This is a genomic window from Streptomyces sp. NBC_00154 (genome assembly GCF_026342835.1).
GTDB lineage: Bacteria > Actinomycetota > Actinomycetes > Streptomycetales > Streptomycetaceae > Streptomyces.
Map to the genome: position 1 here is coordinate 193,012 of NZ_JAPEMI010000003.1, position 25,735 is coordinate 218,746.

16 protein-coding genes, 6 pseudogenes and 1 CRISPR repeat array are annotated in these 25,735 nt (G+C 68.4%); of the genes and pseudogenes, 8 read left to right on the forward strand and 14 right to left on the reverse strand.

The genetic code is table 11. The features are described from left to right. Positions 1-285 precede the first annotated feature (285 nt). The 3 genes and pseudogenes from OHA03_RS45735 to OHA03_RS45745 form a co-directional block, all read right to left on the reverse strand. Positions 286-1,372 (reverse strand): annotated as a pseudogene (locus tag OHA03_RS45735) (integrase core domain-containing protein). A gap of 71 nt (positions 1,373-1,443) precedes the next feature. Then, positions 1,444-2,208 (reverse strand): hypothetical protein, encoded by a 765-nt coding sequence (locus OHA03_RS45740; protein ID WP_267009858.1) that lies wholly within the window; start codon positions 2,206-2,208, stop codon positions 1,444-1,446. A 95-nt stretch (positions 2,209-2,303) separates the two neighbouring features. After that, positions 2,304-4,505: a hypothetical protein gene (locus OHA03_RS45745; RefSeq protein ID WP_267009859.1), complete on the reverse strand. Its 2,202-nt coding sequence runs from the start codon at positions 4,503-4,505 to the stop codon at positions 2,304-2,306. 1,115 nt (positions 4,506-5,620) lie between these two features. Here OHA03_RS45745 and OHA03_RS45750 point away from each other — a divergent pair. Next, positions 5,621-5,894: pseudogene (locus tag OHA03_RS45750) on the forward strand (transposase family protein); the annotation flags it as partial. 181 nt (positions 5,895-6,075) lie between these two features. Here the strand turns inward: OHA03_RS45750 and OHA03_RS45755 are convergent. The 3 genes from OHA03_RS45755 to OHA03_RS45765 all read right to left on the reverse strand — a co-directional run bounded on the left by OHA03_RS45755 (position 6,076) and on the right by OHA03_RS45765 (position 10,360). Continuing rightward, the gene (locus tag OHA03_RS45755) at positions 6,076-7,665 is read right to left on the reverse strand and encodes a hypothetical protein (protein ID WP_267009860.1); all 1,590 of its coding nucleotides are present in this window, start codon (positions 7,663-7,665) and stop codon (positions 6,076-6,078) included. A gap of 919 nt (positions 7,666-8,584) precedes the next feature. Beyond that, entirely contained in the window at positions 8,585-9,463 is an 879-nt protein-coding gene (locus OHA03_RS45760; RefSeq protein ID WP_267009861.1) for a universal stress protein, read from the reverse strand. 519 nt (positions 9,464-9,982) lie between these two features. Next, the gene (locus OHA03_RS45765) at positions 9,983-10,360 is read right to left on the reverse strand and encodes a helix-turn-helix domain-containing protein (protein ID WP_267009862.1); all 378 of its coding nucleotides are present in this window, start codon (positions 10,358-10,360) and stop codon (positions 9,983-9,985) included. A 312-nt stretch (positions 10,361-10,672) separates the two neighbouring features. On the opposite strand from OHA03_RS45765, the gene OHA03_RS45770 reads away from it, so the two are divergent. Beyond that, the gene (locus tag OHA03_RS45770) at positions 10,673-10,882 is read left to right on the forward strand and encodes a hypothetical protein (protein ID WP_267009863.1); all 210 of its coding nucleotides are present in this window, start codon (positions 10,673-10,675) and stop codon (positions 10,880-10,882) included. Positions 10,883-12,194: 1,312 nt separating this feature from the next. Further along, a CRISPR array of direct repeats spans positions 12,195-12,527; the repeat unit is 28 nt; unit sequence GAGCAACCCCCGCGGGCGCGGGGACGAC. Between the two features lie 44 nt (positions 12,528-12,571). Here OHA03_RS45770 and cas2e read toward each other — a convergent pair. Further along, positions 12,572-12,895: a type I-E CRISPR-associated endoribonuclease Cas2e gene (gene cas2e / locus OHA03_RS45775; protein ID WP_267009864.1), complete on the reverse strand. Its 324-nt coding sequence runs from the start codon at positions 12,893-12,895 to the stop codon at positions 12,572-12,574. A gap of 407 nt (positions 12,896-13,302) precedes the next feature. On the opposite strand from cas2e, the gene OHA03_RS45780 reads away from it, so the two are divergent. Continuing rightward, the gene (locus OHA03_RS45780; RefSeq protein ID WP_267009865.1) at positions 13,303-13,875 is read left to right on the forward strand and encodes a hypothetical protein; all 573 of its coding nucleotides are present in this window, start codon (positions 13,303-13,305) and stop codon (positions 13,873-13,875) included. 3 nt (positions 13,876-13,878) lie between these two features. Here OHA03_RS45780 and OHA03_RS45785 read toward each other — a convergent pair. From OHA03_RS45785 to OHA03_RS45800, 4 genes and pseudogenes are all read right to left on the reverse strand, one after another. Continuing rightward, positions 13,879-14,765, reverse strand: a protein-coding gene (locus OHA03_RS45785) for an IS5 family transposase (RefSeq protein WP_267009959.1) whose coding sequence is annotated in 2 segments (ribosomal slippage) — positions 13,879-14,420 and positions 14,420-14,765 — 888 coding nt in all. Because the reading frame shifts where the segments join, the coding sequence is not laid out codon by codon here. A 26-nt stretch (positions 14,766-14,791) separates the two neighbouring features. After that, positions 14,792-15,031: pseudogene (locus OHA03_RS45790) on the reverse strand (CRISPR-associated endonuclease Cas1); the annotation flags it as partial. Between the two features lie 368 nt (positions 15,032-15,399). Further along, positions 15,400-15,762, reverse strand: coding sequence for a hypothetical protein (locus tag OHA03_RS45795; RefSeq protein WP_267009866.1), 363 nt, complete (start codon positions 15,760-15,762; stop codon positions 15,400-15,402). A gap of 1,468 nt (positions 15,763-17,230) precedes the next feature. Continuing rightward, positions 17,231-17,872: an HNH endonuclease family protein gene (locus OHA03_RS45800; protein ID WP_267009867.1), complete on the reverse strand. Its 642-nt coding sequence runs from the start codon at positions 17,870-17,872 to the stop codon at positions 17,231-17,233. A 139-nt stretch (positions 17,873-18,011) separates the two neighbouring features. Between OHA03_RS45800 and OHA03_RS45805 the strand changes: the two are divergent. The 3 genes and pseudogenes from OHA03_RS45805 to OHA03_RS45815 all read left to right on the forward strand — a co-directional run. Beyond that, positions 18,012-18,173, forward strand: a pseudogene (locus tag OHA03_RS45805) (transposase); the annotation flags it as partial. 171 nt (positions 18,174-18,344) lie between these two features. Then, positions 18,345-18,680, forward strand: a complete 336-nt coding sequence (locus OHA03_RS45810; protein ID WP_267008270.1) for a transposase — start codon at positions 18,345-18,347, stop codon at positions 18,678-18,680. A gap of 32 nt (positions 18,681-18,712) precedes the next feature. Next, entirely contained in the window at positions 18,713-19,255 is a 543-nt protein-coding gene (locus tag OHA03_RS45815) for a transposase (RefSeq protein WP_267008271.1), read from the forward strand. On the opposite strand, the gene OHA03_RS45820 is transcribed toward OHA03_RS45815, so the two are convergent. Beyond that, the gene (locus tag OHA03_RS45820) at positions 19,203-19,745 is read right to left on the reverse strand and encodes a hypothetical protein (RefSeq protein ID WP_267009868.1); all 543 of its coding nucleotides are present in this window, start codon (positions 19,743-19,745) and stop codon (positions 19,203-19,205) included. The genes OHA03_RS45815 and OHA03_RS45820 overlap by 53 nt on opposite strands. A gap of 207 nt (positions 19,746-19,952) precedes the next feature. On the opposite strand from OHA03_RS45820, the pseudogene OHA03_RS45825 reads away from it, so the two are divergent. Then, a pseudogene (locus OHA03_RS45825) lies at positions 19,953-20,162 on the forward strand (transposase domain-containing protein); the annotation flags it as partial. Between the two features lie 1,375 nt (positions 20,163-21,537). Here OHA03_RS45825 and OHA03_RS45830 read toward each other — a convergent pair. Beyond that, positions 21,538-22,083, reverse strand: coding sequence for a hypothetical protein (locus OHA03_RS45830; protein ID WP_267009869.1), 546 nt, complete (start codon positions 22,081-22,083; stop codon positions 21,538-21,540). A 166-nt stretch (positions 22,084-22,249) separates the two neighbouring features. Between OHA03_RS45830 and OHA03_RS45835 the strand changes: the two are divergent. Continuing rightward, positions 22,250-22,763, forward strand: a pseudogene (locus OHA03_RS45835) (IS5 family transposase); the annotation flags it as partial. Positions 22,764-23,163: 400 nt separating this feature from the next. Here OHA03_RS45835 and OHA03_RS45840 read toward each other — a convergent pair. After that, on the reverse strand, positions 23,164-25,542 hold the full coding sequence (locus OHA03_RS45840; protein WP_267009870.1) for a SpoIIE family protein phosphatase: 2,379 nt from the start codon (positions 25,540-25,542) through the stop codon (positions 23,164-23,166). Between the last annotated feature and the right edge of the window lie 193 nt (positions 25,543-25,735).

Sequence of the window (25,735 nt, forward strand, 5' to 3'; positions counted from 1 at the left end):
TCAGCCCGTCGGTCCGGTCAGGCCGGGTGCACCGACCGGCCAGCCCGGTCCCGGACTGATTGGGATCGAGCCGCCGCAGCCACCCGACCAGACTCTTTCGCCACAATTGCCCCCTCTGTCCCCCCTTGCACGCGCGCAGCTTCTTCGGCAGGCCTGGAAACGCCGTCGTCAGGCACGCCTTGCGGCCGTCGGCGGTGGTGGCCCACCGCGGCCTACACCGGCCGTCGCGAATGTCATTCCGTTCCGCCCACCTACCTGTGGGGCTCGGGAAGTCGTCGCTGCAGGTCAAGCCGCATAGCGGTACTCGTTAATGGCGCCGCCGAGGATGCGGGTGCGCAGGAGTCTGCGGACTTCGAGGTCGTGCATGGTGATGGGGTGCTGGTCGGCGCCCGGAGGTAGTTGGTTGCGTGCTCGGTGGGGGCGGTGCTCGTTGTAGTGCCGCTCGTAGGCGGCCAGGACGTGCCGGGCGTGGGCCTCGTTCATGATGAGGACATGGTCAAGGGCCTCACGCCGGATGGTGCCGATCACCCGCTCACAGTGGGCGTTCATCCGAGGAGCTCGCGGTGCACTCTTGAGGATCTCCATCTCCTCGGCCTCGAAGACGGCGTCGAAGGACTGGCCGTACTTGCCGTCGCGGTCACGTAGGAGGAAGTGCAGGGGTTCCATGCGCGTGCAGAGGTCGGCGGTCAGGTTCCGCGCCTGTTGCACTGCCCACTCGCGGGTGGGGTGGGCGGTGATGCCGGCGATGTGTAGGCGCCGGGTGCCGTGTTCGAGGAACGCCATCGCGTACAGGCGTCTGCCGAGGAGAGTGTCGATATGCAAGAAGTCGACGGCGATGATGCCCCGGGCCTGGTTCGTGAGGAACTCCCGCCAGGTCGGGCCGGCGCGGCGTGGGGCCGGGTCGATGCCCGCCGCGTGGAGGATCTTCCATACCGTGGATGCGGCAATGGGGTGTCCGAGTCGGGCCGGCTCGCCTTGGATCCGCCGGTGCCCCCACTGTGCGTTCTCTCGAGCGAGCTGCAGGATCAGCTTCTTGAGCGCTGCCTTGGTCGGCGGCCGTCCGGTGCGGGCGCGCCGGGCGCTGTAGTCCCACTTAGCCGCGATGAACCTGCGATGCCAGGCCAACAGGGTCCCGGGAGTAACCGCGAAGACCTCGTACCAGCGGCGACGGGGTATCAGGCTGGAGAGTACAGCCAACCAGAACCGGTCCGCTGGCTCGTAACGGACCGGGCGGGCGAGCTGACAGCGCAGCACCACATTCTCATGCCGGAGGACGAGCAACTCGGCTTCCTTATCGGTGTCGCGGCGCAGCAGCACCCCGGGGGACGGACAGCAGTCTGCGGGCCACCTTGTACAGCATCGAGATGATCACGCCGACATGGTCCCAGCCGAGAACGCTCTACCGTCCCGACCTGCGGCGATGACTTTACGAGCCCCGCAGGCTCAGTCCGCGGCCTCCAAATCCCCACACCCCCGCTCATGCGGCAACAGGGGCCGCAGCGTGAGCTGGAGGCGCGTACCGGCGTACGTCCACACCACCCCGGGCCCGGCCTCGGTGGCCAGGCGCTCGGCGCGGGTGAGGCGGGCACCGGTGAGAATCGTGCAGGTGCCCTCCGGGGTCTCGGTGCCCGTCGACGGGTTTCCGAGGGACCAGGGGCGGGTCGCGGTGGAGGCGTCCGGCCAGGGGCGGGCGAACACGGCGAGGCGGGAGGCCCGGTAGGGGCGGGCGGGGCCCAGGAAGACGTTCGCGGGCCAGCGGGACGGGTCGACTCGTTCCCGGAGGTCGCTCAACTCGTCTTTCGGCATGGGCAGTTGATAGGCACGGTCCGCGACCGTCAGGGCGAGCGAGGGGCCGTCGACGGCGTCCGGCTCGGTCGGTGCGGTGTGTGCCGTCGCGTGTACGTCGGCGTAGAGGGCGTCCGCCTTCGCGTCGGTGACCCGTCGTACGGTCGCCGTGAGCAGTGAACCCGCCGGGCGTCCGGGAACGATGACGCTGCGGTCCCCGTACAGCGCGAGGTCCGGCAGGGCCGCGCGCACGGGTGGGGAAGGGGTACCGGGGATGGTCCGGACTGAGGCCACGAGATCGCTTCGACCCGTCGGCCGTGCAGGTGCCGCGTCGTCCTCGCCCGTCGACCCGCAGGCCGTCAGGGCGGCGGCGGTCAGGAGGAGAGCCGTCGCGCCGGCGACCGGGGCCAAGTGATCACGCATACCCCTGGGACGACGCGACGGCGTGGACCGGTTCCGCCTGCCGGGTCCCCGGCCGCGTACGGGAGTACGGGGCCGGGGACCCGGCAGGGCGGGGGTCATGACTTGGTGAGGGTGTACGTGCCGTTGCCGGCCTTGTTCACGACCACCAGGCCGTGGCAGCCGGACGGCAGGTCGACGGCGACGGACTCCGGTGCGCCGGGGCCGCCCGCGTCGCCGGTCGCGGTGGCGCCGAGGCGGGTCACGACGTTGTCGCCGCTGCTGCGGTCGGCGTCCAGGACGAAGATTTCTGCGTCCTGGTCCGTGCCCGAGGGAGTGACGGTGTAGGTCGCCTTCTCGCCGTTCAGCAGGCAGATGTCCCAGACGGCGGCCAGCCGGTCGGTACCCATGGTGACCGTGGGCGAGCCGCTGAAGATGCCTTCCGTCTCGTCGGCCTCGATCTGGTAGTCGCCGCTGCCGGAGATGAGGGACACCCGCGGGTAGTAGTCGCCCGTCGGGCGCTGGTTGGAGTTGATCGCCACGAAGTCCGTGGCTCCCGATCCGGCCACGCTGGTGGTCAGCAGGTTGTTCTGCGCCTCGTCGTCGTAGAGCCGCAGGTCGTAGTCGGCGGTCGTGGGCGGGCGGAGCGCCACCACGGACCAGAACACCTTGGTGGTGTCGAACCGGTAGTTGTGGGCCGGATCAGGAGTGGGCCGGGTCTGCGACTGATGGCTGGTCAGCGGGTTGCGGTAGCCGTAGTCGATGGTGCTCTGGAAGAGGCTGCCAAGGGCGGGGGCGCCCGTCTCACGGCTGTCCGCCACGCGCGCGTCCCAGTACTCGCGGAAGGTCGTCACCCGGTGGTCGAGGAAGGTGTTCCACACCGGGGAGAGACCTTCGCCGTACGCGTCCCAGCCTTCTGTACCGGTGTCGACCAGGTCCCACAGGGCACCGGCCACGCGGCCCTCGACGGCGTCCCCGTCGTCCCAGCCGCCAGTTTCCCAGGTGTGCTTCTCGAAGTCGACAGTGAAACCGCTGGCGTCGTTGTTGGTGTCCGTGCGGTCCCGGTACACCGGGTCGCCGAACACCGCGACGCCGTACCAGTCGGCGAACCCTTCCGACCAGGCGCAGTTCACGTGACTGGTGCCCGTGATGATGTGTGGGGAGGGACAGTGCGAGTCGAAGTTGTCCTCCTCGTACGTGTCGTCCATCACCGCGTGCCCCATCTCGTGGACCACGACGTTGCGGTCGTCGGCGTCCTGCGGCGGGAGGTAGATCTCGTCCTCGCTCGGCCGGTAGAAGGCGCCGCCCGGGTCGTCGTCCGGGTGCCAGTTGATGTCGGTGCGGCGGCAGTCCCAGTCACGCTCGTCCCAGCAGTCGCCGGGCGTCCACTCGGAGGCGGTGTTGACGAAGTCGTAGGCGCGCAGGGCGCCGTGCAGCCGCTCGTCGGTGGCCGTCTGGACGCCGAGGTTGGTGGTGGTGCCGTCGCCCCGGTCCTCGAAGTTCGCCGTACGGAACTCGTAGACATCGTCGTCGTCCCGCTCCACGCCCCACTGCCCGTTCTGCGTCACGAACTTGAGGTAGAGGTCCTGTCCGCCCCGCGCGTCCGTGCCGTTGTCGAAGCAGAGCCGGTACGCGCCGTTGCCGTCGGTCAGGCCGACGGTGAGCAGGTCGTCGCTGTTCGCGGGGTCCTCGTCCCAGACCTGCACCTGGAGGTTGGCGGACGGCCTCGAGATGCCGTCCTCGTCGTGGTAGACGAAGGAGCCGCGCACGCAGGAGAGGGCGCCGGCGAGCGACTTCGCTGTGCTCGTGGCGGCGTCGTCGCTGTGCGGCTTGGCCAGACCCTTGGCGGGGATCTTGGAGGTGGGGCGGCCGGTCAGCGGTTCGACTGTGGTGCCGTCGGGCACCGGGGCGGCGGTGTACGTCCCGGACTTGAGACCGAGGCGGGACGAGGCCTCGTCCGCGCCGACGGTGACCAGGGCCGGGTCCTCGATACCGGCGCCGTACCCCTTGGGCGGCAGCACGCGGGCCCGGACCACCAGGTCGCCGGTGGCGGCGGCGGTGACGGGGGCGGTGAAGGTGAGGGTCCGGTCGGCCTTGAGGTCAAGGGTACGGGTGGCCCGACTGACCGATCCGCCGTTGTCGGGCCGGGCGGAGGCGCGGCGGGCGACGTCGAAGCCTTCCGGCGCCTTGGTGAAGCGCAGGGCCGCCGGAAGGTCGATCTCGAACTTGGCCCCGGGGATGTCGATGCGGGCGTCGAGCGTCACGGTCAGGGTGGTCTTCTTGCCCTTGGCAGGCGCCGTGTCGAGTGCGGTCTTCAGCACGACGCAGCGCGGTCCCTGATCGCCGCCGTCGGCGCAGGCGGCTGTACGGGCCTCCGCAGCGGCCTCCGCAGCGCCTGCCGCGGTCCCCGCCGGAGCGCCCGCGGCGGGTATCGCCTGGAGGCCGCTCAGGGTGAGGGCGGCGGCTGCGAAGGCCGCGCCTAAGGCGATTCGCGAACGAGATCTTCGCCGATCAAGATAGGCAGGGCGATGGGGTCGCACGTGAATCTCCTTTGCAGGAAGGGCAGTTGGAGCGTCAGGGACAGATGATGAACCAGTGCCCTCCGGGTGTCACCCGGACCGCCACCCTCCGGATCCTTTGGCGCATTTCCGACGCCTGGCGGGATGACACCGGTGCCGAGCGGTGGCCTCCAGGCCGGGCGCGGTGCCGCCATCTGTCGCGAACCCCTGGCAGGCAGTCACTCTCGACGTACGTGACCCATGTGCCCCGAACGACCGGTCCTTTGGCCCATTGTTCCGAGCACCTGCCCGAGGAGCACGCACACCGAGGAGGCCGTATGCCTTGCCGAACGAGCATCGTCGTGGTGTCGTTGCAGTCGCAAGTGGGAGGTGGAGTGGTAGGCCCTCCGTTGAGAACCTTTTGACCTGGGCTGCGTCGGGGCGAAGCCACTGCTGCTAGCGCGACCCCCGAGTCCAGAACGTATCGCCCCAGTCATCCTCGTAGGCCCGGCGTACGTGCACCTGGTTGAGCGCGGCGCCGGCGGGAGGATTCTGGAGCCCCCGACTGACGCAGTAACGTACTTCCTCCCAGGAAGAAGCACGTTCATAGGTGAGCCGCGAAAGCGTGCCCTCACCTTCAGCCCCTGCCCAGGTGTAGCGAATCACCCAGCCACGCAGGGACTCATCGGCTTCCAACTCGCGCTCTGAAATCCATGTCCTCGCCCTCTCGTACCAGTACAGGGTCGCGCCGCGAACCCGCTTCGTCTGTCGGGTCGAGATCGGTGATCGCCAACCTGGCTGACTCACTCAGATGGTTAGGAACGACGAGAGTCGTGGGGGCAGGAGCGTCTGGGAAGGTTGCCTCAAGCTCTGCTCCCGCCCGGTCATCGCCACCGCGGTCACGTGTCAGACGGATGCGCCCGAGGGTCACGACGCCCCTCACCGCAGCCGACATCAAGTGCTGGGGAGACAAGGCCTATCGAGGCGCAGGCGGCACGGTCCGCACCCCCTGCTGGGGACAGTGGGAGACCCTTTCCACTGATCAGAAGGCCGTGAACCGGTCCCGCGCGAAGATCCGCGCACTCGTCGAGCAGGCCGTGGCCACCCTCAAGTCCTGGCGGCTCCTTCGGAAGCTTCGGTGCTCGACCAGCCGGATCACCACCCTGGTCCAAGCCGCCCTCCCCCCTCCATCTGGACAGCTCAGACCGATGACGGCAAAATTTCGCTGGCAGTGGGTATTGCGGATCGTGGCCGCGCGGAGGGGCACTGACTGGTGGCTCGTCCGATGCAGCCAGCTGGCCCCCTCACCCTTCGGTCGTCCGTTGAAGCCTCTTGAGGAGACCTCCGCCGGCAGTTGGCACATCGTAGTGGCGGGCGGTTTCTACCGATCCGGTCAACCCGGGACCGAGCAGTCCAGGATCCGCCCGTCCACCGTCCCCACGACCAGCCGCTGTTGCTCCGCCCGGTACGCGGCGGACACCGGCGTGACCGGGTGGCCGTGCGCGCGCAGGGTGTGCCGGGCTCGCACCTCGCCCGTCGCCGCGTCCAGGGTCTCCACCTCACCGGTGAGATACACGACGTACACCCTCCGCTCGTCGCCGTCGAGATCGGCGAGCGGTTTGTCGGTGCCGTACACCCAGCGTGCCTCTCCGTCCGGCAGCCGGCGGCTCACGACGTACGTGCCCTCGCGGGCTTCCACGTAGGTGGCGCCCTGTTCGTACGACCGGCCCGCGTGGACGAGGGTGTGTGTCAGCTCGACGGCGGGGCCGTACCAGGGCTGGAGTGCGGACGCCGGGTCCCAGCGCAAGGGGAAGAGGGCGCGGAGAGTGGCGGGGCCGTGGGCGCCTGGAGGATCGATCGCGTGGATCCACGGCGCGTCGTCGTCCGGGCCGGGGCCGTCCACATACAGCAGACGGGCGCTGTGTCTGACGCGCAGCGCCGGGGAGTTGGAGCGGCTGGGGACGAGGCCGAGGCGTGCCGCCTCCTGGTGCGTGGGGGCGAGCAGCAGCGCGGCGTGTGCGTCGCGCCCTTGCGGGCGCAGGGCAAGCCAGCCTTCGTCCGCGGCGCACAGTGCGGGGACCGACGGCACATCCACGCGATCCACCGCATCGCCGTCCGCCGTCGATATCCGCCGAACAGTGGTCGCGCGGTCAACCGGGCGACCCGTCACCTCGTCGCGCCGGTAGCCCCGGTACGTCACCCACGCCGACTCGTCGTCAGGGGCCGCCTCGACCCGGACGCTCCCCTCCCCGTCCGCAGGAAGAGCCCACCTCAGCGCGCCCGACGGATCCCAGCATTCGAGGTCCGTGTGCCAGCCGGTGGCGAGCACCCGGCCGTCGGCCAGCACCGCGAGGTCCCGCACCTCCGCCCGCCGCCGCCACCGGCCCTCTGTCAGCCGCGCGAGGGTGTTCTCCACACGCGGGTCGTAAAGGAGCCCGCTCTCGACCATCGGATGGCGTGTGTCGTCGGGGTCGACCAGACCGGCCGGAGCAGACAGCCAGTCGTCCACCGCGACGGCCAGCTCGAAGCCCTTGCGGAAGCCGCCGTCCTTGTCCTCGGGGGAGAGCAGCATCGCGAGCCTGCCGTCCTCCAGCCAGCGCAGGTGGCGCACTTGGCGGCTCTTGCTCAGCAGGTTCGTCACGCGCCCGGTCTCCAGGTGCAGCAGGAGCATCTGTCCCTGAAAGTCCCACGAGCCGTCGTAGCGGCCGGTGCCGACGGCGACGAGCGGCAGCTCGGGGTGAGGCTCGATGGCACATACGGAGTAGCGGGAGGCGACGACGTGGCGCGGACGGAGGGTGCCGGCCTCGTACACGCCGATCCGGTAGCCGAGCCAGTGGCCCGTACCACGCCACATGACGTGCCCGAGGTCACCGGCCGCGATGACACAGCCGTGACGCTCGTCGGTCACCGCCCACACGGGCCGGCCGATCTCGGCGAACGGCTGGTCCCCGAGTATCCGGCTGACGGTCAGCTCATCCGGCACGACAATCTCCCCCCCAGGTGGCGCACAGTCTGCCAGGCCCGGCGCTTTCCTGCGGTCTTCCGAGGGAATCGGCTCATCCATGTACGTGATGCGCACCTGCCGGTGGTGCGGATGTCGTGAATCTCGATGGTGCGCACCGACTCTTCGCCATCGCCGTCCCTTACGGCGCTGGTGCTGGCCGCGTAGACCGCGCGGGCCCGCCCCTCAGCGGGCCGCCCACAAGCGGGACCGCGCAGCACTCAAGGAGGCGCTGCGCTCGATACCGGTTGAGTACGTCGCGTCCTCGCAGTCCCAGATGTCAGCCCATGCGGCCTGTCCCGCAACCGGGTTTGCAGTGATCGGCATACCGGCCGTGCCGTCGCCAGTAAGGCCACAGCCCACGACCGGCAGGGCCGGGACGGGCGAGAGGCTGCCGCTGGTGCCGGCCATCAGTCGGACACCTTCTTGAAGCGGAAGTTCAAGGCCCAGACGGCCTCGGCGGTCGTGGTTCCGCTGTCGACGTGTTTCAGCGCCTCGACTCGAATCGTTGCGGGCCCCGCCACCTGGTAGAGCGCCGCTGCCGAGGCGTTGCCGTGGAGGGTGCGTGTGATGCCGTCGGCGGGCGTGGCAGCGAAGAGGAGGATGCTCCGCGTACTGAGCGGAACGGCTGCGTTGGTAGTGACGTCGAAGAGCCGGGCTCCCCGCCCCCTTCGCCGCCCTCGCCGACCTGGCGGGCGAGCCCACCATCGAGCGGGCGCAGGCCCTCGGCCGTGCGCTCAACGCGGTGCCCGACCTGCAGGCCTGGCTCCGTGAGCAGAGGCAGCTCACCGTCCGCGCTCTCCTTGACGGCCCGCTCACCAAGGGGGATCTGGACCCGCGCTTGGAAATCAGCCCGCAGCGGGTCGCCGAGGCTCTGGTCCCGGACCGATCCGGTCCGAACTCAGAGCCCCTCGTCGGCCGGCGGGGGCACGGTGACGACAGGGCAGACGGCCCTGTGCAGCAGACCATGCGGAACGGAGCCCAACCGCATGCCGGTGAAGCCCTCCCGGCCGCGGCGCCCGACGACCACGGCGAGCGCATGCTCGGCGGCCTCGGCCAGTACCTCAACAGGATGTCCCGGCAACACGGCATGGCTCAGCGAAACATCCCGATAGGCGCGGGACCGCCCCGCCGTGGCTTCGTGCAGTTGCCTGTGGCACGACTCGAGCGCCGCCTGCTCATCGAGAAAGCCCAGTAGAGGCCGCTGCCACACCCACACGGCACGCACGGAGGCACCACGCAAGGCGGCGGCCTCCAAGGCGTGTTCCAACGCGGCATCGGCCGACCGGCTGCCGTCCACCCCCACCACCAGGTACGGCGGCTCCTCCACGTCGCGCTCGGCTTCCGGCACGACGACCACCGGACAGGCGGCGTGCGCGCTCACCGGGACCGCCGCGGAAGCAGCATTGAGCACTTCCGCCAGTCGGCCAAGCCGACGCGAGCCGAGGACCACCAGCCGCGCGTGCGCGGAGTGCCGTACCAAGGCCTGGGCCGGATCGGCTTCCGTGATGAAAGTCGTCACCTCAAGGCCGGGTTGCCGCTCATGGGCACGGACGATCGCCTTGTCGAGCGCCTCGTCCCCCAGCTGACGCAAGGCCTTGTGGTGCGCGGTCTCCTCGACGCCGCGTACACGGTGAGTCACCGGCAGGACGGCGTTAATCAGCTGGAGGGGCGCTCCACGGCGGGCGGCTTCGTCGGCTGCCCAGGCCAGGGCCGCATTCGCCGGTTCCACGGGGTCGACTCCGAACATGATCGGGAGTACTTCACTGGCAGATGTCATGACTCCTCCACTGATCTGCCTGCGCGTGGCAGCAGCCGTCGGCTGCAGCAGGAGCTCATACCTGCACCGTACGCACATGGACGCCGAGGCAGCAGGACCGAGTGGTCCCCATTCAGGGAGCCGTTCGTCCGGAGGAGACGACAGGTTTCCTCGCTCACGGCCGGGTCACCAGCAGGGCTGCGCGAAACCGGCCGGGCCTGCCCCGGCCGCCATGGCGACCGCCGCCCGGAGCAGGGGCTCGGTCTCCAGCACCGAGCACAGGAAAGGCACGTAGAGGGCCACCGCAGCAAGGCGTGCGGATGCCAGTACGGACAGTGGCAGGACCGGCGGACAATGTCGTAGCCGCGGCGCCCTCCTCGACCGCCACCACCAGCGTCGACACTCGTCGTCGGTGAGCACCAGATCGGCCGCCCGCCGCGCAACTCCAAGTGCCCCGCCGCCCCATGACGCGCCGATGTCCGCCTGTCACAGTGCGGGGCCGTCGCTGACAAAGGGCCCCGCGCTCACTCCCGCTGAGAGCTACTTTCTGGGCGCCATCGGCATGGCCGTCGTGACACGGAGCCCGGTGAACGCCCGGAACTCGTGGCCGAAGTGGGCCTGGTCGAAGTAGCCTGCGCCACCGGCGAGGTCGCCCCAGTCGACCGGTCCGGCGGGGTTGATCGCGAACACGGTGGCGGCGAAGCGGTAGGTGCGGGCCGGCCGCTTCGGCGTGACGCCGATGAGCTCCTTGAACCGCTGTGCCAGATGAGTGCTGCTGACACCGGCTGCCACGCTCAGGTCGCCGATCGCCACCGCCCCGCTGGTCGCCGCGATGACGCTGCTCGTATGGCGGACCAGCCCCAGGCCGACGGTCTCGCACAGCCGTCGCATTAGCTCCTCCTCCAGCAGCGTCAGCATCTCGTGCGGTCCGTTCGAGCAACGCCCGGCGGGCGGTCGGGGCCCGCACCGCCCTGCCTTGCGCAGCGCCTGCCGGGCGTTCAGCAGCTAGGCCGTTGTCCTCCGAGCGCCAGCGCCCACCAGGTGGGACTGGTTCAGAGAAGTGACCAAGCCAAAACTAATGGCCCCGCTCCAGATCGTCGACGGCATCCATACCTCCCAGGACCCTCACTGTCGGACCGTCGCCCGCACTCCGATCCTCACGCCGGACCGGACCGCCCGCACCTGGGCAAGCCGGATGCGCCCGCCGTCGCCCAGGGCCACTCTGGAGGGATGACTGCCCCGATAGTTGTCCACGGCCTCTCCCTTAACAGTGGTCGAGCGGTCACGATCAACAATGAGCTCGTCGGTCTCGTCTTCGACGACCACGACCTGGTCGAACTGCTCCGGCGGGCGGGCGTCTACGACGCCGAGCATTGCCTCGATGACCCGCACTGGATCGAATGGCGCGGCGGCCGACCGCATAGGTATGCAGCAGCATGACAAGACCGCCCCCCTGCCCGGCCCGTAGGCCAGACAGGGGGCGTGGTGGTTCATGACCGCCGACGGTTCGGCGGAGGCGAAGACAGAGGAGCGGCCGCTGGGGTGAAGTCGCCTCGCAGAGGAGGGCCCGGACCTCCTCGACCTCGCGATTCACCCGATTGGAGCGTTTGGGTCGCCCCCTTAAATGACGTGGCCTTCTCATTGAGCTGGACCGCAATGGCGTTCGAGTGGGAGGTAGCCGATGTACAACATGTGCGCCGAACACGTAGCAACGGAGAATGACACCGGACTCCTGTGGCATGTCGTCGACCGCAACGGCGATGCCCTGTGCGCTCGGATCTTCAGGAGCAAAGCAACGCCGACCCCAGAGGGCATGTGCGCCCGAGAGGACTACTGCCGCAGCTGCATGAGCGTCGTCGCCACGACAGTTCAAGCTTGACGTACCCCCCTGCACTGCCCATGGCCGTGGTTAGGGGGCGCAGTGCAGGGGGGCGGGTTCGAGCCGAGCTTAAGTCCGCCCCCTCCCGAGTGTGGGGGCGGATTCGCCGTCCGGCCGCGGCCGGGGTGGGGGTTCCGCGGACCGGACGACTCCTCTACCCAACCAGCCCACATTCCCCGCCCTCAAACCCCACGTAGGCCATCCGGCGGTACGGCGAGGTCCGTGATCCCCGTCTGTTGGTGGCGATCCACGCCGCCTCCAGGAGACATCAGGACCGCCACCTACATTGATTTTCCTCCCGGGCCGGACCCTCCGCAGCACGGCTGGCCTGCGCCTGACGTCACCCCGGGCCACGCGCAGGCCGAGGTAGTCGGGGCCTTGATCGCGGCTGCGGACGAATTGATCGGCACACCAGAGAGGAACGAGTAACAGTGGTCGACTACCGGTTGAGGGCGTCGGTGAGTACGGGCACGGCGCGGAAAAGTCAGGAACCTGCAGAAACTGATGCTCCGGAGCCTGAGCAACACGCCGCCTGCGTCAGCGCATCTTCACGGCATCGAGGGACGGTGACCTGGCGGCCGACGCGCGGGCCTGATGAGCCCTATCGATGATCACGGGAATTCCTAGTGGGCGCCGTTTGCGTCCCCCTGCCTTCGGGATGAACACTCGCCGGACCGGACGGGCCTGAGGTTTCCGGGTCCGAAGGGACGCTGACGTGAGCCGGGTGAGTCTGTGAGGAGGGACGATGGCGACAGGGACAGCACCGAAGGAACCCGAAGAGGGTCACGACCGGTCTGTCCAGCTTGTCGAACGCGTCCCAGTCCTCGACGTACTGACGACCTCGACGCCCCGGCCGTCGGCCCCCTGGACGGCGGGCAACCCCCGCGGGCGCGGGGACGACGCGAGTAGGCCAAGGGTCGCGGCCCGGGTGCGGGAGCAACCCCCGCGGGCGCGGGGACGACGACCGAAGCGTAGAACTGTCTCGCACGAGACACGAGCAACCCCCGCGGGCGCGGGGACGACGCGCTCCATTCGGCGCGGGTCGCAGTCATTGCCGAGCAACCCCCGCAGGCGCGGGGACGACCGCTCCCTAGGCGGGACATCGACCCGGGTGGCGGAGCAACCCCCGCGGGCGCGGGGACGACCACCCCGGTGGTTCCGGGTGGTTCCGGTGGTGGGAGCAACCCCCGCGGGCGCGGGGACGACGCTTGTTGAGCTGCGGTTTTGTCAGGCGGGTGGGCGGTTTTCATTCACTTGGTTTCGGCGCGCCACGGCTGGCTTACGGCGGGGCGTGGGCGGGCCATAAGGGTGAGGCCGTCGAAGTCGGCTGGGGTCCAGCGGTCTTGGCCGGCGGTTCGTACGGACCAGCCCTGCTCGGTCGGGGCCGGCTCGATCATGATGGCTTGCCCGTTGCGGATGCGTTCGGCGAGGAGGGTCCAGAGGCGGTCGCGGATGCGGGTGTTGGGGGTTCCGACGTAGATGCCGGGGGCGGCTTCGACGAACCATCGGGTGAGGTGGCCGCGCAGGCCAGGTGGTGCGGAGATCAGGATGACGACGGTCGTTCCCGTGCTCATCCGCTTTCCTCTGGCCGGGTATCGCGTACCTCGCCCGGTTGTGTTGGTATGACGTCCAGGTGGGCTTCCGGGGCGAAGGGATCGGCCCAGTTGCGGCCGCCGGTGACGGTGGTGTTGCCCTCGTCCCAGAGGCCGTGGACGTCCTCCTCGGGGAAGCTTGCTCCGTCGGGGACCAGGAGCCTTTTGATGTCGGTGACGATGTGTGGGAGAAGTTTGTGCTGGACGACGGTGTCACGGAGGGCTGTGCGGGCGTCTCGTTCGGTGGTGAGGCCCTTGGCGGCTAGGTCTTGTCTGATAAATGATCACCCGTGGGCTCAGAATGCCGGATGCTTGTGGAAGGGGGTGGACACCGTCAGTGAGCGTCCCATCTCCCCCATGTCGGGCAATGACAACGAGGAGTGTCAGCGGTGTTGGAGACCTATCTGTCCTGGTACCGCGAGGGCCGGATGGACGAGTCCGAGTTCCGCTCGGTCACCGACCACTTGGCCCAGTCCGGGCTGGCCGTCGAGCACCCGACGCTGGGCTGCGGGATGCTGTTGGACGTCGTGGGGGAACAGGTGAAGCTGCCAGTCGGGCGCATCCTGGAGCTTGTTGGCCTGTCAGTCGGGCCGCTCTGCATGCAGTTCTGGCTGTCGGCTGACACGGACGTGGTGTGCGATGTCAGGTACGTGGCGCCGGACACCCAGGTCCTCACCTTCGTACTCGGCGGGTTGACCGAGAATGAGCGTGAGCAGGCCACCGATGCGGTTCAGCGGCTGATCCAGCGGGAGTTGGACAGGACTGTCGCGCTGCTCGTCGATCTGGGCGGCGAAACAGCGGACGAGGACGATGACGCGCTGGTCCTGTATGGCCGGCTGCCGATGGGCCCGCGCCCGGCCCGAGCGCAGTTCCGGACGGACCGGCTCAGCGCCGTCCCGGCTGTTCTGGCTGGAGCAGAGGTGACGGACCTCGGCAACGGGCTGAGTGCAGTCCGCTGGTAATGATCATCTTGCTGGTTCGCGGAGCCAGAGAACGAGCGCTGCGAGGTGGAGTCCGGCCCGGTATCGGGCGGCGAGTTTGTCGAACCGTGTCGCGATGGCGCGGAACTGCTTGAGCCGGCTGAAGCAGCGTTCGACGACGTTGCGGGCTTTGTAGAGCTCGTGGTCGAAGGCTGGCGGCCTGCCGCCGGCCCGGCCGCGCCGTACGCGGTTGGCCTTCTGGTCGGCCCTCTCCGGAATTACCGCCCGGATGCCCCGGCGCCGCAGGGTCTGGCGGATCGCCCGTGACGAGTACGCCTTGTCGGCGATGACCGCGTCGGGCCTGCGGCGCGGCCGCCCGACGCCGGTCCTGGGTACTCGCAGTGTGTCCAGGACTGCATCGAAGGCGGTGGAGTCGTTGACGTTGCCCGGCGTGACTAGGATGGCCAGAGGCAGGCCCCGGCCGTCGCAGGCCAGGTGAACCTTGGTGGTCAGCCCGCCGCGGGACCGGCCGAGCGCCTGGTCAGCCGCCGCGCGTGCCGGATCTTCCAGTTCGTCCCCCGCCGGTGCCCCTTTTTGCGGGCGCCGGCGGCGTGCTGGTGAGCACGGTTGATCGTGGAGTCGACCGACACCGTCCACTCCACCGCTCCGACCGAGTCGTCGTGGACCTGGACCTTCTCGAGTAGACGGGCCCAGGTCCCGTCCGCCTCCCAGCGGGCGAACCGCTCATAGATCGTCTGCCACGGCCCGAAGCGTTCTGGCAGGTCACGCCACGGAGCACCCGTGCGCAATCGCCACAGCACCCCGTTGATCACCTGTCGGTGATCCCGCCACGGACGACCCCGCCCGTCAACACCTGGTAGCAGCGGCGCTATCCGCTCCCACGCCGCATCCGTCAGTTCGCCGCGACCCACCACAAGATCAATTATCAGACAGGTCCTAGGTCGAATGCGAGGGGAATGGTGAACTCCGCCTTGTAGAGGTCGGCGATGTCCAGGACGAACGAGAGGGCGGATCCGGTGTGGACGAAGCCGAGGGCAGGACTGGTGCCGATGCCGGTAATGACGGCGTGGCAGATGCCGTAGAGGGCTGAGTTGGCCGCGGAGAGCAGGCGGTTGACATCGTCGCCTGCTGCGAAGGCGTCCCCGGGCTTGTAGTCACGCTTGGTCCACGGGACGCCGGCTGCCGATAGCGTTCGACGTGCCGCCGCCTGAGGTCCGCGACAAAGGTCACGGTGGGATCTTCAGAGGCGACCAGTAGGGCGAACTCCCGCAGCGTCAGCTCGGCGTTCTTCACGGTGCCCGGCCGCAATGTCCCTGCGATCTGCTGCAGGTAGTGCCGCATCGTGTCCGCCATCGCAGCCGGGACTCTGGCCCACTCCTGGTCCCGCATGTCGGCCCGGTCCGGGGAGCGGCGGCGCGGGAGCTGGTCGGTCAACTCACAGTGGAAGAGTGTCGCCTCAAGGTTGAACAGGGCAGTCGATAGTGCCTTGACACCCCGGTTGGGGATGCGTCGGGCCGCCTCCAGGAGGATGTGGCGTCCCTCGTCTCAGTCGCTCTGCTGCAGTTCGCCTGGCCGCTTGCCGAACAGTGCGACGAAGTGGCCCAGTAGGTTGAACTGGGTCATGGCCAGCGCGTCGCGAAAGCCGAGCGACCTGGCGGTTTCCATGAACCGCAGGTGCAGTTCCGGCTCCGTCCTGGCCAGCACGATGCCCAGCCGCGGGCGTCGGGCGACCAGGTAGTCTGCGCCCGGCTGCAGGCGTCCGGTGACCGCGAGCCAGCTGATGAATCGGTGCGTCTCGTGGTTGAACGCGAGCTGGCGCTTCAGCGGCAGGCGGCAGAAGTCCCCCAGGTCGGGCACTGCGGCAAGCAAGGCGCGGGCGCCCCAGCGGACCTTGTGGTCGGTGTTCATGCCTTGAGCGGCCCGGTGGGCGAGGTAGCACTCGACGAGGTCCGGGTGCACGATCGGCAGGGCCGCTCCTCGGGCCCGGCGCATCAGCGGCTCGCCAGAGAGGCCCCCTGCCTTTCCTCGACCTTCACCATCTTCGCCGTTCTTCCTGGTCAGATGGCATGTGCCCGCACAAGGCGAGAAGATCATTCACGGGGTTTCACTACCCTTCCGGCCCCCATTCGGACCCCATGTCCCCCGCCGGCGCGCCCGGTTGGCCCCCAGCGGGACAGGCTCCCAGCTCAGCACCGGGCAGAAAAAGTCTCCAACGCATCGCCCTTGCGCAGCAAAGAGGCCCTACCCCGCCGGGGTAGGGCCTCTTTAGCCGTCTGCGCGGGCCGTTCGTGGCCGCTGATCACAGGCTACTGGTTCAGGCTGAGCTGCGGGTCCAGTCCGTACAAGACGCTGGGGCGGGTGGCTTCGTTCATCTCAAAGGGTTCTGGCACACATTCCGTTTGCGCCGTGAGGCGCTGTTGGTTCGTGTGGAGGTGGGAGACCTGCACTAACCCGCCGTCGCAGCAGTGGGGTTGAAGCTGAGGGCAGCCTGACCCGGGTGATGCCGGGGAGGGTGAGAGCGGCCCTGACAACGCCGGGACGTGTCCAGTACTGCCAGATGGGGCGGGTCCGGCAAGCGTGATGGAGAGGAGTACGCGAGGAACCGGCGTTTTACGTCTCTTAAAGTGCCTCCGGCTCGAACCTGGCGGATCTGGGCCGGAAGCGGTGCGTACTCGGGTCATCCTTTCGGGTGGTCTGACAACTCCTGAGCCGGTCTACGAAAGCTGGCCGGGAGGCCACGAGGAATGCATGCGGCGTACTCGTGGCGATACCGCAGGGACACAGTCGGGCTCCTCCTTCATCGAGCGAACCACAGTGAACACGGGAACCGTCCCGAACCTCGCCCCGCTACCTGTCTCCAACAGGCTGTGGGGCTGGGCGCATCGACCACCGATCGGTTCGGGACGGGGCGGAGCCGCCGTAGTACTCCGAGGCCGGGAGAGTCGGCCACATGGGGAAGGGCGGCAGCGGTATCGAGAAGGGAAGGATGCTGCAATGCCGGAAGACGCCCCGCCGAATGGCGGAGCTCCGGGCTCTCGGGTCCGGGTACTGGAGATGCAGACCAAGCTTCACCGTTGGGCGGTGGCCGATCCCGGCCGCCGGTTCGATGATGTCCTCCACCCTCCAGCGCGCGCCGGCGACCTGGACATGGTGGACGTATCGGTTGTCGAGGTCGAACGCCTTCGATTTTCCAAATGCTCACAAACCATCAGAAGAGGGGCGAGCGCGGGCGTGCGGCGGCCCCGCCGCGCTTCAGGGGAAGAGCGCGACGGGGCCGTGTGTGCACCGCGTGAGCCGGGAACGGACGGACCGGCCGCCAGTATGCGACCTTGTGAGACTTTCTGTCAGCAGAACCCGTGAACTGCGAGTCGGCCGGTCAGCAGCCGTTCAGCACCGACGACAGCGCGCTCTTCTCCGTGCTGTCGACGGTCAGGCCGTAGTAGTACTTCACCTGCACCCAGGCGCGCGCGTAGGTGCACTTGTAGCTGGTGACGGACGGCCACCAGGTGCCCGGGTCCTGGTCACCCTTGGACTGATTGACGTTGTCCGTGACCGCGATGAGCTGAGGGCGAGTCAGGTCGTTGGCGAAGGCCTGACGCTGGGAAGTGCTCCACGCCCACGCGCCGGACGCCCACGCCTCGGAGAGCGGGACCATGTGGTCGATGTCGAGGTCGGACGCGGCGTACCAGGTCGCGCCGTCGTACGGCGAGTACCAGCTGCCCGACGTCGCGGCGCAGGACGAGTCGGTGACGACGCCGGAGCCGTCGCGCTTGAGGACGGTCTCGCGGGTGTCGCAGGTGCCGGAGATGGTGATCCAGTGCGGGAACAACGCACGGTCGTACGTCGAGCCGTGCGACTCGGCGGTGGCGGGCATCGACGCCAGGTAGGAGCGGGCGGTGGCGGCGCTGACAGGCGTGGGCAGGGCGGCCTGGGCGGGTGTGGTGCCGAAGAAGGAGAGGGCGGTGACGGCGGCTGCTACGAGGGTGGTGAGGATGCTCCGACGAGCCTTGGTACGCATGGGTGTTGGCTCCCAGGGTGAGGAGTTGAGGTGGCGGGTCGCACACATAATGGCCCCGTGGTGGTCTATGCGTGTAGACCATGAACGCTGAAATTTTTATGACGGCTCGTCAACACCGAGCGGAGACGCTGCCTGGGCACGGTTCGCCGACGCTCGCGGCTCAAGGCATACGCCGGCTCCTCGCCCATCACCAGGGCCTCTGGCAAGTCGGCCATCATCCGCCGCTGGGTCAAGAACGAGCCGTCTCAACCACGCTGGCTATCTCTGGGCTTTCGCCTCCATCACGGCCTCACCCGGCGCCAAGACCCACCGGAGCCTGAGAAGCCGTTGTCGTACCGATCATGGAACGTGCAGGTCGAACAAGGTTCCTGGTCGGGTGATCGTGTGGTGGTGCGGGCATGAAGGCGGGGCCTCTTGGTAGCTCGGGGGTGCGAACCTAACCGAGCGGCCCAAGGAGGCCCCGTTGTCACATGTGTACGCGCCTGCGCCCGTGGACTTCAACTCGCCCGGCGTGTCGTGCGATTGCCTCGCGCACGTGTACGGCAATGCGGCCGATCACCCGGACCGGGTGCGCCGGTATCCCTCGGACATGAGCGACGAGGAATGGACGGCGGTACGGCCGTTGTTGCCCACCCCTGCCTGGCTGGAGGGCCGCGGCGGGCAGCCCGAAGGGTACTGCCACCGTCAGATGCTGGATGCGATCCGCTACCTGGTCGCGGGCGGGATCTCCTGGCGGTCGATGCCCGCGGACTTCCCCGACTGGGACCGCGTCTACGCCTTCTTCCGCCGCTGGCGGCAGCCGGACTGATCACCGAGTTCCACGACCGGCTACGCGGGCGGATTCGCGAGCGCGAGGGCCGCGCGGTGGAACCGACGGCCGGGATCATCGACGCGCAGTCGGTGAAGGCCGCCGCGACGGTGCCCGCCGACTCACGCGGCTACGACGGCGGCAAGCAGATCAACGGCCGCAAGCGGCACATCATCACAGACTGCCTCGGCCTGCTCCTGGTCGTCGCGGTCACCGCCGCGAACGTGGGCGACCGCGAAGCGGCCGTGCCCCTGCTGCAGCGGCTACGCCGGCTGCACCGGGACATGTGCCTGGTCTGGGCCGATGGCGGCTACACCGGCGGTCTCGTCGACTGGTGCCGGCAGAAACTCGCCTTCGCCCTTGAAGTCGTCAAGCGCACCGACGACATGGAGGGGTTCGTGGTACTGCCGAGACGGTGGGTGGTGGAGCGCACTCTGAGCTGGCTGATGCAGTCGCGGCGTCTGTGCCGGGACTACGAGACACTGACCGCGACCAGCGAGGCGATGATCCTGTTCTCGATGATCACGCGGATGAGCCGCCGACTGGCCCGGCCACGAGCCGACGGCCGGCACTGAACGCCCCCGACGCCTCCTGGAGCAACCACCCGCGCTCGGCCAGGCGCTTGGCCTTCGACCGCACCCCTTCGACCTTCGCCGCGACCGTGTTGTCGATACCCAGTGCCGCCGCGATGTCCTTGGCCCGCACCGGCTCGTGACCCGGCCGGTCCTGAAGCACGTTCAGGATCCGCTGGTTGTCCAGCGAAAGCACCGACACCGACAACCCCTCCCGCCAGGGCGGCACGACCGCTCTCGGCACTGACGCGGACCCCGGCACAGGAGCGGACACTTCCTCGCCCTCGACCTCCGTCACGACGGTGGTCTCTTCGGCAGATGCGGCCAGAGCGTCGACGAGCTCCTCGCGCGCGATCACCCGCCGGTCCAACTCGATCTCGGCGGCCTCCAGCGCCGCGGCCGCACGGGCCGCCTCCTCCCGCAGGTCCTCCACCCGCTCGCGGGCAGCCGTTTCCGCGCCTCCAACAACCCCAGCATCGACGCCACCGCGCACCCCTCGACGATCAAGCGGAAACAGAACGTCGAGACCATCCCTCACCCCGACCAAAACCATGCCTGACCAGCAGGAACTCAACGCTCACATCCGGTTCAACAACGGCTTCTAAGGGCCGGTTGGCGGTGTCAAGGGTGGACGCGATGCAGGAGGGGCCTCTGCTATCCAGGGGATCGACCAAGATCTTCCTGAGGAAGCAGAGGCCCTGTGGCTCAGTCTGTCACGGGCGGAACCGACGTGTTCGCGCCCGGTCATATCGGTGAGTTGACGCAGGTCATCCCGCCCGAGTTGGTGGATGCGGTGCTGGACGAGACCGGGGCTCGCGAGCGACGCCTGCGAAGCCTCCCCTCGCGCGTCGGGGTGTATTTCGTGCTCGCGCTCGGGCTGTTCGGGCACCTGGGAACCGGGCTGGTGTGGGGCGATCCCGGCCGGGCCGCCACCACTGGCTTCGCCGACCTCCCTTCCGCCGCCACGGCCGGGTCGGACACCCCCGGCTCAGCGACGGAGACCACAGGCGCAGCCAACTCCGATCCTTCCGCTGGATATTGCCCGGCCAGCACCCCACTGACCCGCCGCTGCGAGATCACCAGTTCCTGCCGGCCCGTCTCCGCCTCATGCAGCTCGGCAAGCAGACGGTCGGTCTGCTCGCGCAATACCTCCACCCGCTGCCGGGCGGCACGCTCCTCGTCCTCCACAGCCCCATCACCGACGGCATCGGCAGCACCCTTCCAAGCCGGGACAACACGACACGCCATCCCTGCCACAGGATCCCGGACACCATGCCTGACCAGCGGAAACCTACCGATCACGTACGGAAAGACAACAGCTTCTCAGATCCTCGTCACCCGACTCGGTGTGACCGCGCTCGCGTTGGCCGCATCACCGGTGCTGTTGCTCGTCGGAGGACTCCTCCGCCAGAGGTACCTGCGCCGCGCTTACCGAGCAGACTCGCGAGCCTTGTTGTGCAAAGAGGAGGGCTGGGTCAGGCCCGGATACTTCGTGGTGACGAACTCAGCCTTGCGCATCCTGTGCTGGCCCACCGAGCAGCTGCTCAAGAAGCCCGTGTAGTCCAAGAACTCGCACCGCCTGGTGCCCCAGGGCCAGGACGGACGCGAAGAAGAAGTGGGCCGCTGAACTTTGCCATCCGGCCTCATCCTTATCAGGTCGATCACGATGAGATGGTGAGGCCGGTCAACGCAGCTGGCTCGCAAAAGCCCGGTTCACTGGGGTACGGCTCTGACCGCCGCTGTACGCCACTGTTGGTGTCAGCCGTTGATGTCAGACATCAAGGGGCGGTCTGACTGGCCCCCGTAACCTACCGGCGTCAAGGCTCTTGCGGCTCGCCCACGGCAGTGTCAGCCGCGGAATCTCTGCGGCCTCGCCTGGTTACCCGGATGCGGTCGATGATGAGTCCCGCAAGTCCAGCAAGGATGCAGATCGCCCCTATGCCCAGGCCCAACCGGAGCAACGGCGGTCGGCCTCCACCCAACGCGCGGGCGCCGGCCCAGACCGCTCCGAACGCGAGCCCGAGACCCTGCAGCCACCATCGATCTTCCTTGATGTTCGCCATGTCCTCCCCCAGCCTCAAACGCGATGATCCCACTCGCCCCCACCCACCACTCACGCCAGCTCCCATCCCGTCCGCCTTCGGCCCACACTTCGTGGAGCGGTCGTGGTTCCCGTGAGTCCCCGCCCGATCTGGCGCGGCTGTGGCACGGACACCTTCTGATTCGTAGCTCTAGCCAGATCGGTCAGCGACGGCCATACCGCCGCTACGAGGCCCCGGCGCCGACTACGTGGGGGAGCCGAAAGGGTTCCCGTCGGGAACCGGTGGGCCGCTCAACTGCGCCCCCGGAAGCAGGACAGGCGCCCAATCTGGGCCGCGGTGGTCCAGCCACCACCTGCCGATGGTGTCGAACTTCTCCTCGAACCCGCGATCCCAGCAGAGGAAGCCGGTGATTGGTGCCCGCAGGCGAGTACGACGGCCACCCGCTTCGTAGATCACAACGATTTGGGCCCCCTGGAAGCGTTCGATACGAATGGCCTGGACGTTCGACCACTGGATGGTCCGGCGGCGGAGGCTGTGCACGATGGCCGTCGACTCCGTGAGAGTGACGCCGAAGTACTGCCCGGTGATCAACAGCACGAACAGCATGGCGCCCCACATGCCAAACGACTCGGCTATCTCAGCCCCGGCGGGCTTCCAGGTCATCCAATCCCAGACCTTCGTGCCCCAGATGACGAAAAGGAGGGGCAGAACAGGCAGTACGTGTTGGAGACGCGTATACCGGTAGCGGATGCGCTCCGGCGGCATAGCCTCGACCTGCGATTGCTCCACCAATCCCCACCTCTCACACAATGCAGCCACCGTCGGCGCGTGATCGCCAGGGCAGCATGGCGGACCAGGGGCGCGCTGTCCATCGCCTACGGCTGCTGGCCGGAGCGGGCTAGGGCATGTCCGGCGGATCATGTGACTGTTGGATTGTTCGGTCGTTGGTCCCGGCATGGGGCGGGGTGATTTGACGCATGTCGAGTGGGTCCGGTTGGAGCCGCATCTGCCGTCGTCCGGGCTTCGAGGAGGACGTTGGAACGATCACCGCAAGGTGATCAACGGGATCTTTTTCCGGGTGCGAACGGGCATACCGTGGCGGGATCTTCCGGAGCGTTTCGGCAGCTGGAAGACCGTCTTGAACGGCACCGGCGCTGGTCGGCGGACGGCACGTGGGACCGGATTCTGCGTGCCGTCCAGGCGGACGCTGACCTCGCGGGCCGGATCGACTGGACCATGGTCAGCGTCGACTCGACGTCCTGCCGTGCTCATCAGCATGCGGCCGGGGCCCGCAGAAGGAAGCCCCGTGTCCCGAAAAAAGGACTACACCCCAGCACCACCGCTCCGACGAAGGACTCGGACGGTCCCGGGGCGGCCTGACCTGCAAAATCCACCTCGCTGGCGAAGGCGGGTGTCGCCCCATGGCCTTCCTGGTCACGCCCGGCCAGTGGGGTGACGCACCGCAGATGGAGCTGCTGTACTCCCGGACCGGAGCGGCCAGGGCCTTGCGCGACCATCAGGCGCCTGCTCCGAGATGGTCCTGCCCGACATGGGAACACTCGCTCGACCGCCACGGGCAGGGGATCCCGTGCGACTCAGAGTTCGTCGTGCTCCTCGACTCTGAGGGCCCCGCCGACCGGGGCCGCTACGACCTCAGCCAGGCTCGGCCCGTGGCAGAACGGGCGCTGCCGATGGCCGTGGGCACGCCTGTCAGGCGTGGTCTTTGTTCACTTCAATGGGCCAGATCAACCCAGCCGCGCTCAATGACTGTGTGCAAACAATCTGCGTTAAAGGGCGCGCAGCGACTCTCACTGCGCAGGAGCCGCGCTCACCTCGTCGCCGCCTGCAGCACAACGAGGGGGCCGCAGTTCAGTGTGGATACTCGATGAGCTGCTCGGCCCAGATCGTCTTGCCGCCTGGGCTGTAGCGGCAGCCCCAGCGCATGGCGAGCTGGGCGACGAGGAACAGGCCGCGTCCTCCCTCGTCGGTGGTTGCGGCACGCCGCAGGCGAGGCTGGGTGGGGCTGGAGTCGGTGACCTCGCAGACCAGAACGTCGTGGCGAATCAGACGGAGTTCCGCAGGCGGACGACCATAGCGGATGGCGTTGGTCACCAGTTCGCTGACGATGAGTTCGGTGGTGAACAGGAGGTCGTCCGCCCCCCACCTGGTGAGTTGGCGGGTTGTCCACGCTCGGGCCTCGGAGACGGCGGCTGGATCGGCCGGGATCTGCCACTGAGCGGTGTCCCCCGCCGGGACGGCGCGGGTGCGGGCCAGCAGCAGGGCCGCGTCGTCGCGCGGCACCTGGTCAGCCAGGTTGGCGAAGAGAGCCGCGCCGGTTTCGTCCAGAGGGTGCTCCGGCCGACAGGTCGCGGCGAGAGTGTCCATCAGGTGCCGCAGCCCTTGGCCGATGTCGTCGCCCTCCCGTTCGACCAGCCCGTCGGTATAGAGGGCGAGGACGCTGCCCGGCTCGAGTTCGATCGTGGTGGTCTCATACGGCATGCCGCCGATGGCGAGTGGCGGTCCCGGGGAGACCTGAACCACCTCGACGGTCCCGTCGGGCCGGACCAGGACGGGCGGCGGATGCCCGGCGCTGGCCAGGGTGCAGCATTGAGTGACTGGGTCGTAGACCGCGTACAGGCACGTGGCGCCGACGGTGTCCTGTTCTGCCGGTGGGGCTTCGGTCGCAAGGCGCTGGACCAAGTCCGCGATCCGGGTGAGCAGCTCGTCGGGCTCGAGTTCGAGGTCCGCGAGCGTCTGGATGGCGGCGCGCAGGCGTCCCATGGTGGCGCTCGCGGGCATGCCGTGGCCGACGACATCCCCGGCGACAAGGGCCAGCCGGAGAGAGGGCAAAGCAATGGCGTCGAACCAGTCGCCGCCGATCTCCGCTCCGCCGCCCGCGGGCAGGTAGACACCGGCGGTCTCGCCTGCCGGAGCGTCGGTGGTGGCCGGAGGAAGAAGACGTCGCTGCAATGCAACAGCCGCCCGGTGCTCTCGTGTGTAACGGCGGGCGTTGTCGATGGCGAGTGCGCCCCTCGATGCGATCTGAGCCATGAGATCCGCCTCGTCCCCGGTGAAGGGCACGGATGAGCCGACGCGCCAGACGGATATATCGCCGAGCGTGAGGCCGCGAGCGTGCAGCGGTGCCACCATCACCGAATGACAGCCCTTCGGCAGGAGGAACTCGACCAGTTGCGGATCGCCGATCACAGAGATGTACTCGTCGCGGCTGAGGATGACCGTCTCACCGTGTTGAAAAATGCGCAGGATGGGGTGATCGAGGAACGGTGGAACAGGGTCGCCGCGCTCGATGCCGGCCGGCCACCCCTCGGCGGCCGGTGCCATCGCAGCGTTGCGTAGACAAAGATCTCCACCGCCCAGCCGCTTCGCGGGTTCGTCACCGTCGAATACGGCCTCCGCGAGATCGACCGCGGCGAAGTCTCCGAAGGCCGGCACCAATACGTCCGCCAGGTCCTGCGCCGTGCGCACGACGTCGAGGGACCCCCCGATGCGCTCGGCCGTCTTGCGAGCGAGGTCCAGGTTCCGACGAGCCCGCCATTGATCAGTGGTATCGCTGTACAGCGCCGCAACTCCGGTCGGATGCCCCCGTTCGTCCTCGAGGCGGAAGGCGGACAGTGACATGACCCGCTGCCGTGCCGGATCGTGCTGCCAGCTCAGTGGCTGGTCTCTGAGGACCAACGATGCGCCTGTATCGAGGACCTGACGCAGGAACGCCTCGGTGTCCTCAGCATCCCCGTCCGACAACACGTCGCGCAGCCGGCCACCGGGCGGCAAGGGGGGACAGCCAAAGACGCGCGACAGGTTGTTGCTGTCCACGATGACCAGGTCCAGATCATGCAGGACGATCCCGATCCGGTCCTGGGTGGACAGTGCGCGCAGGAGTGCTACACCCTGATGGTGATCGGACACGGACTGTGCAGGAGCCGCCACGACAAGGATATTGGCGGACCCTGCGACCTGCGTCGCCCGGAAGGTGTCAGGGATGAGGACTCCAGAACGGTGGCGCAGCCGTACCTGGCCGGATGCAAGTATCTCTGCGGTCGTGTCCGGGACGCCCGGGAGGTCGGCCAGCAGTTCCTGCACAGGGCGGCCGCAGACCTCCCTGGCCGTGAGCCCCGTAAGGTCCGCCGCCGCCCCGGTCCACTGCAGCACTGTGCCCCGGCTGTCGAGTACGGCGGTTGCCCGGCCGTCGAAGGCGTACGGCCGACCGCCAGGATTCGAGATGGGCATGCTCATCGTCCTCTGGCAATCCAGCGCCGGACAGTTGTTCCTTTCATGCCCCTTTTCACCCATTGCCGGATGTCGGCGGGCGGGAGGATCTGCGGCTACTGTCGCTCGCCCAGATTATCGTGATCATCTGCGTCCCGCCTTGGGTGCGGGGCTGGGCGTAGGGGGCTGGACAGCAAGCGAGCCCGCTGTAGGC